The sequence below is a fragment of the Mycobacterium sp. genome (genome assembly GCF_019247615.1).
Classification (GTDB): Bacteria; Actinomycetota; Actinomycetes; order Mycobacteriales; family Mycobacteriaceae; genus Mycobacterium.
Genome location: NZ_JAFBAT010000077.1, coordinates 1 through 5,375, shown reverse-complemented (window position 1 = coordinate 5,375; position 5,375 = coordinate 1). Strand labels below are relative to the sequence as shown.

Below are 5,375 nucleotides of genomic sequence, written 5' to 3'. Positions count from 1 at the left end.
GTGCGCCCACACCGCCCCGTACTGGCCGAAGGCCCCCCCGATGACGGCCAGCGGTTTGCCTTTCAGCGCGCCGTCGCCGAACGGGCGGGACAGCCAGTCGATCGCGTTCTTGATGACGGCAGGGAGGCCGCCGTTGTACTCGGGTGTGACCACCAGCGCGGCATCCGCGTCGGCAGCCGCGGCGCGCAGCGCAGCCACCGGCGCCAACGGCGGAGCCTCCGAGTTCATCGCGTCGTCGATGTCCTCGTTGTAGAACGGCAGCGCAGCCAACCCGTCAAAGATGGTGACGGTGACGCCGTCGGGCGCGACCACAGCCGCCAGCTCCGCGATCTGGCGGTTTATCGACGCGGCACGCAGGCTGCCGACCAAGGTCAGGATCTTGACGTCGGAGTTGGTCGCTGGCATAGTTCGGGTCCCTTCAGGTCGTTGTCACATCCTCGCACTCCCCAACCGGACTATGGTCCGATTTATTCCGTCGGCGTTACAGTGCAGTGGTGAGCGAGCGGGTGGGCGAATTGCCCGTGTCCGCGCCGCAAGAACGTGGCGACGCGGCACGCAATCGCGCGCTCCTGCTGCAGGCGGCGCGCAACCTGGTGGCCGAGCGCGGCGCGGAGGCCGTCACCATGGACGACGTGGCCGCGGCCGCCGGCGTCGGCAAAGGCACTTTGTTCCGCCGGTTCGGCAGCCGGGCCGGCCTCATGATGGTGCTGCTCGACGAGGATGAACGAGCAAGCCAGGAGGCTTTTCTGTTCGGCCCGCCGCCGCTGGGCCCCGATGCGCCGCCGGCGGATCGACTGGTGGCGTTCGGCCGGGAACGCATCCGCTTCGTTCATACTCACCACGAGCTGCTCTCGGCGGCCAACCGCGATCCGCGCACCCGCCACGTTGGCGCCGCGGCGGTGCAACGCCGGCACGTGCGCGTGCTCTTGCAGTCGGCACATACCTCCGGCGACCTCGATGTGCAGACCGACGCCCTGCTGGCTCTGCTCGACGCGGACTACGTCGAGCATCAACTCCGCGTCGGCGGCCGTACCCTCCAAACCCTGGGCGACGCATGGGAAAGTCTGGCGCGCAAACTGTGCGGACGATGACGAGTTGGATCCTGCACGTGGACCTCGACCAATTTCTGGCGTCGGTCGAGCTGCAGCGCCACCCCGAACTGGTCGGGCTGCCAATTGTCGTCGGCGGCAATGGTGATCCGACCGAACCACGCAAAGTCGTCGCCTGCGCCTCGTATGAGGCCCGGGAATTCGGCGTGCACGCGGGCATGCCGTTGCGCACCGCCGCCCGCCGCTGCCCCCCAGACTCCGGGGCCACCTTCCTGCCATCGGATCCGGCCGCCTACGACGCCGCCTCCGAGCAGGTGATGGGGTTGTTGCGCGACCTCGGACACCCCGTCGAGGTGTGGGGCTGGGACGAGGCGTATGTCGGCGTCGATGTGGACGATCCGACCGAAGCCGCCGAGCAGATCCGGGCGATCATCTCGTCGGAAACGGGGCTGTCCTGCTCGATCGGCATCAGCGACAACAAGCAGCGGGCCAAGGTCGCGACCGGCTTCGCGAAACCGGCCGGCATTTTCACGATCACCGACGAGAACTGGATGACGCTGATGGCGGACCGGCCAGTCGACGCGCTGTGGAGCGTCGGACCGAAGACAGCCAAAAAGCTTGCGGCACTGGGTATTACGACGGTACGCGAGCTCGCAAACGGGGACGCCGAGCTGCTTACCTCCGCATTCGGCCCGCGCACCGGTCTGTGGCTGCTGCTCCTCGCCAAGGGCGGGGGTGACACGGATGTGAGCTCGGAGCCGTGGATTCCCCGCTCCCGCAGCCACGTTGTCACCTTTCCGCGCGACCTGACCGATCGGGACGAAATGGATTCCGCGATAACGGAATTGGCCCGGCAAGCGCTGGACGAGGTGCTGGCTTCGGGGCGGATAGTCGCCCGCGTGGCGGTCACCGTGCGAACCGCGACGTTCTACACCCGCACCAAGATCCGCAAGCTGGCGGAGCCCACGACGGAGCCCGCGACCGTCACCGCCACCGCTCTGCAAGTCCTGGACCTCTTCGAGCTGGACCGTCCGGTCCGGCTACTCGGGGTGCGGCTCGAGTTGGTCATGCCCGAGTAGCGTCGGTGGGCCGGGCCGCAGCGCGCGCGTGAATACCACGTTGACCTGACGCATCGCCACGCTGTAGGGCCACCATGCCAGCCGCTTGAACGCGTACAGTGCCCGGATGTCGGGCGACGTGTAGATCAGGTACCGATTTTTTGCGACGCCCGCCAGTATCTTCTCGGCCGCCTCCTCCGGTGTCACGGCATGGGCGCTGAAGCGGTCCACCCAGCGGGCCACCTTCGGATCCTCGCGGTCGACGCCGGCGATCTCGACGGTGTGGACCAGCGGGGTCTTCACCGCACCCGGGACCACGACCGACACCCCGATGCGGTGCCGTGCCAGGTCGAATCGCAGAACCTCGGACAGCCCGCGCAATCCGTACTTGCTGGCGCTGTAGGCCGCATGCCACGGCAGCGCGACCAGCCCCGCGGCCGAGGAGACGTTGACCAAATGCCCACCGCGGCCGGCAGCCACCATCGGCGGGACGAACGTTTCGATGACGTGGATCGGCCCCATCAGGTTGATTGCGACCATCTTCGTCCACTGTTCGTGGGTCAATCGGTCGACGGTGCCCCAGGCCGACACGCCGGCGATGTTCATCACGACGTCCATGCTGGGATGCGCGGCATGGATGTCTTCGCCGAACGCGGCGACCTCGTCGTAGTCGGCGATGTCGAAAGCGCGGTGCTCAGGTACGAGCGCACCCAGCGCGCGGGCGTCGGACACCGTCAGTTCCAGACCGTCCGGGTTGCGATCGGTCAGATAAAGTTCGGCGCCCTGCGCGGCCAGCCGCAACGCCGTGGCGCGACCGATGCCGCTGGCGGCACCCGTGACCAGGCACCGCTTTCCCGCGAAATACCGCCCAGCTGGCCGCCGCCGCCCCATTGCCGCGACGATACCGTCGGCACCGCGCTAACCCTGGCCCCCACCCCAAAGCGAATACAGCCACAACTGCTCGAGCACCCGGACCCGGCGCTCCAGGTCATCATCGCGGCCGGTCACGAGCGGGTCGCCGGTCAACACCAACGACGTGGTGCCCGCCAGCGTGCGCACCAGCGTCGGGATGTCGTCGCTGATGGGAGCGGCGGTACCCGCCTTCATCTCCGCCTCGACGACGGCGGTGATTTGGCGCAGCACCACCTCGAACTGCTGCTCCAGAATGTCGCGGATCTCCGCATCGGTGGTGCGGGCGGCGTTGCAGGCCGTGAGCACCGGGTCGTTGTGCGCGTATACGGCGGCAGCGCTGCGCACCATCCGCTTGGCGAACTGCTCCGGCGACTCCCCTGGCCCGCGCGGAGCGAAATACTGCGTCCGCTCTTCGAGCTCTTCGGCGGCCTCGGCCATGATCTGGGCGAGCACCGCGTATTTGGAGTCGAAGTAAAAGTAGAAACCCGAGCGCGCCACCCCGGCCCGCTGGCTGATGGTACTGACCGACAGCTCGGCGAACGGCTTCTCCTCCAGCAGCTCGCGGACCGCAGCCATGATGGCCTGCCGGTGCTTGTCCCCACGCCGGCGCGCCGGCTCGCCCGGCTCTGGGTTGACGGCGTGGGTGCTCACGCCTCGACGATGCCCCACGCTGCCCCAAAAGCAAACTTGACAGCCGTCAACTTTTTCCCGAAGACTGTTTGGCAAGTGACCGCGGTCACCCTTCCCGTGCCGCAAAGGAGCGTTCATGGCTGCCACCATCAGCACCCCGCACTATCTGCTTGACCAGACGCGGCGCCGCTTGACTCCGTCTATCAACAACTTCCCCGGGATGGGACTTGTTGAGCGCAGGCTCCTGAACACCCAATTCCCGGAGCATAAACTCGCCGACCCGCCGCCGGGCAGCGGCCTCAAGCCGGTCGTCGGTGACGCCGGGCTGCCGGTCATCGGGCACATCATCGAGATGTTGCGCGGCGGACCGGACTATCTGATGTTCCTCTACAACACCAAGGGCCCGGTCGTGTTCGGTGATTCGCCGGTGCTTCCGGGAGTTGCTGCGCTGGGTCCCGACGCCGCTCAGGTCATCTACTCCAATCGCAACAAGGACTACTCGCAGCAGGGCTGGGTCCCCGTGATCGGGCCGTTCTTCCGCCGCGGGCTGATGCTGCTCGACTTCGACGAGCATCTCTTCCATCGGCGGATCATGCAGGAGGCCTTCGTCCGCTCCCGGCTGGTCTGCTACGTCGAGCAGATGGACGAGGTCGTGTCGCATGCCGTCGCCTATGACTGGGTCGTCAACGATGCGCGCTTCCTGCTGTATCCGGCGATGAAGGAGCTCACCCTGGACATCGCCTCGATGGTTTTCATGGGCCACGAGCCGGGCACCGATCGCGAGTTGGTGACCAAGGTGAACAAGGCGTTCGCCATCACCACTCGTGCCGGAAACGCGATCATCCGCACCAGTGTTCCGCCGTTCACCTGGTGGCGTGGCCTTAAAGCACGCGAGCTGCTGGAGGACTACTTCCGCGAACGGGTCGCGGAACAACGCGCGAAGGACGGCAACGACCTGTTATCCGTGCTGTGCCAAACCGAGGACGAGGACGGCAACAAGTTCTCCGACGAGGACATCGTCAACCACATGATCTTCCTGATGATGGCCGCGCATGACACCTCGACCTCGACGGTGACGACGATGGCCTACCACCTGGCCACCCACCCGGAGTGGCAGCAGCGCTGCCGCGAAGAATCCGACCGCCTCGGCGACGGGCCGCTCGACATCGACTCGCTGGAGAAGCTCGAATCGCTGGATCTCGTGATGAACGAGTCGATCCGGCTGGTGACGCCGGTGCAGTGGGCCATGCGGCAGACGGTGCGCGACACCGACCTGCTGGGCTACTACATCCCCAAGGGCACCAACGTCATCGCGTTTCCCGGTATGAACCACCGGCTGCCCGAATTGTGGACGGATCCAATGACATTCGATCCGGAACGGTTCGCCGAGCCGCGCAACGAGCACAAGCGGCACCGTTACGCGTTCACGCCGTTCGGCGGCGGCGCGCACAAGTGCATTGGGATGACGTTCGGGCAGTTGGAGATCAAGACAATTTTGCACCGCCTACTGCGCAGGTATCGGCTGGAGCCGCCCCGTCCGGGCTACAAGTGCGAGTGGGATTACGGCGGCATGCCTGTGCCGAAAGACGGCATGCCAATTGTCTTGCGCCCGTTGTAGACGTCCGCGATCCGCAGCCGGGTCGCCGCCGTCGCGGTAGGGGCCGAGTTCGTGCGCGCTATCACTGGCGCTAGCCCGAATGAAACTCACCTATTGATCGAGCAGGGA

6 protein-coding genes are annotated in these 5,375 nt (G+C 66.4%); 3 read left to right on the top strand and 3 right to left on the bottom strand.

Annotated elements, in window-relative coordinates:
- Positions 1-405 (bottom strand): NADPH-dependent FMN reductase (locus JO059_RS05335; protein ID WP_293315068.1); only part of this gene is annotated, 405 nt, incomplete at its 3' end.
- 89 nt (positions 406-494) lie between these two features.
- Here JO059_RS05335 and JO059_RS05330 point away from each other — a divergent pair.
- Positions 495-1,091: a TetR/AcrR family transcriptional regulator gene (locus tag JO059_RS05330; protein WP_293315067.1), complete on the top strand. Its 597-nt coding sequence runs from the start codon at positions 495-497 to the stop codon at positions 1,089-1,091.
- On the top strand, positions 1,088-2,128 hold the full coding sequence (locus JO059_RS05325) for a DNA polymerase IV (RefSeq protein ID WP_293315066.1): 1,041 nt from the start codon (positions 1,088-1,090) through the stop codon (positions 2,126-2,128). Before JO059_RS05330 ends, JO059_RS05325 begins: the two co-directional genes overlap by 4 nt.
- Here JO059_RS05325 and JO059_RS05320 read toward each other — a convergent pair.
- Together JO059_RS05320 and JO059_RS05315 are read right to left on the bottom strand one after the other, a co-directional pair.
- Positions 2,090-2,998: an SDR family oxidoreductase gene (locus JO059_RS05320; RefSeq protein WP_293315065.1), complete on the bottom strand. Its 909-nt coding sequence runs from the start codon at positions 2,996-2,998 to the stop codon at positions 2,090-2,092. The two genes, JO059_RS05325 and JO059_RS05320, sit on opposite strands and share 39 nt — an antisense overlap.
- Before the next feature lie 27 nt (positions 2,999-3,025).
- A complete protein-coding gene (locus JO059_RS05315) occupies positions 3,026-3,670 on the bottom strand; it encodes a TetR/AcrR family transcriptional regulator (protein WP_293315064.1) in 645 nt (214 codons plus the stop codon).
- Positions 3,671-3,785: 115 nt separating this feature from the next.
- On the opposite strand from JO059_RS05315, the gene JO059_RS05310 reads away from it, so the two are divergent.
- Positions 3,786-5,267, top strand: a complete 1,482-nt coding sequence (locus JO059_RS05310; protein ID WP_293315063.1) for a cytochrome P450 — start codon at positions 3,786-3,788, stop codon at positions 5,265-5,267.
- Positions 5,268-5,375: the final 108 nt, after the last annotated feature.

Bases quoted from the DNA above. Each gene is read 5' to 3' on its own strand.
- JO059_RS05325 (WP_293315066.1), top strand. From the start codon at position 1,088: ATGACGAGTTGGATCCTGCACGTGGACCTCGACCAATTTCTGGCGTCG.
- JO059_RS05320 (WP_293315065.1), bottom strand. From the start codon at position 2,998: ATGGGGCGGCGGCGGCCAGCTGGGCGGTATTTCGCGGGAAAGCGGTGC.
- JO059_RS05310 (WP_293315063.1), top strand. From the start codon at position 3,786: ATGGCTGCCACCATCAGCACCCCGCACTATCTGCTTGACCAGACGCGG.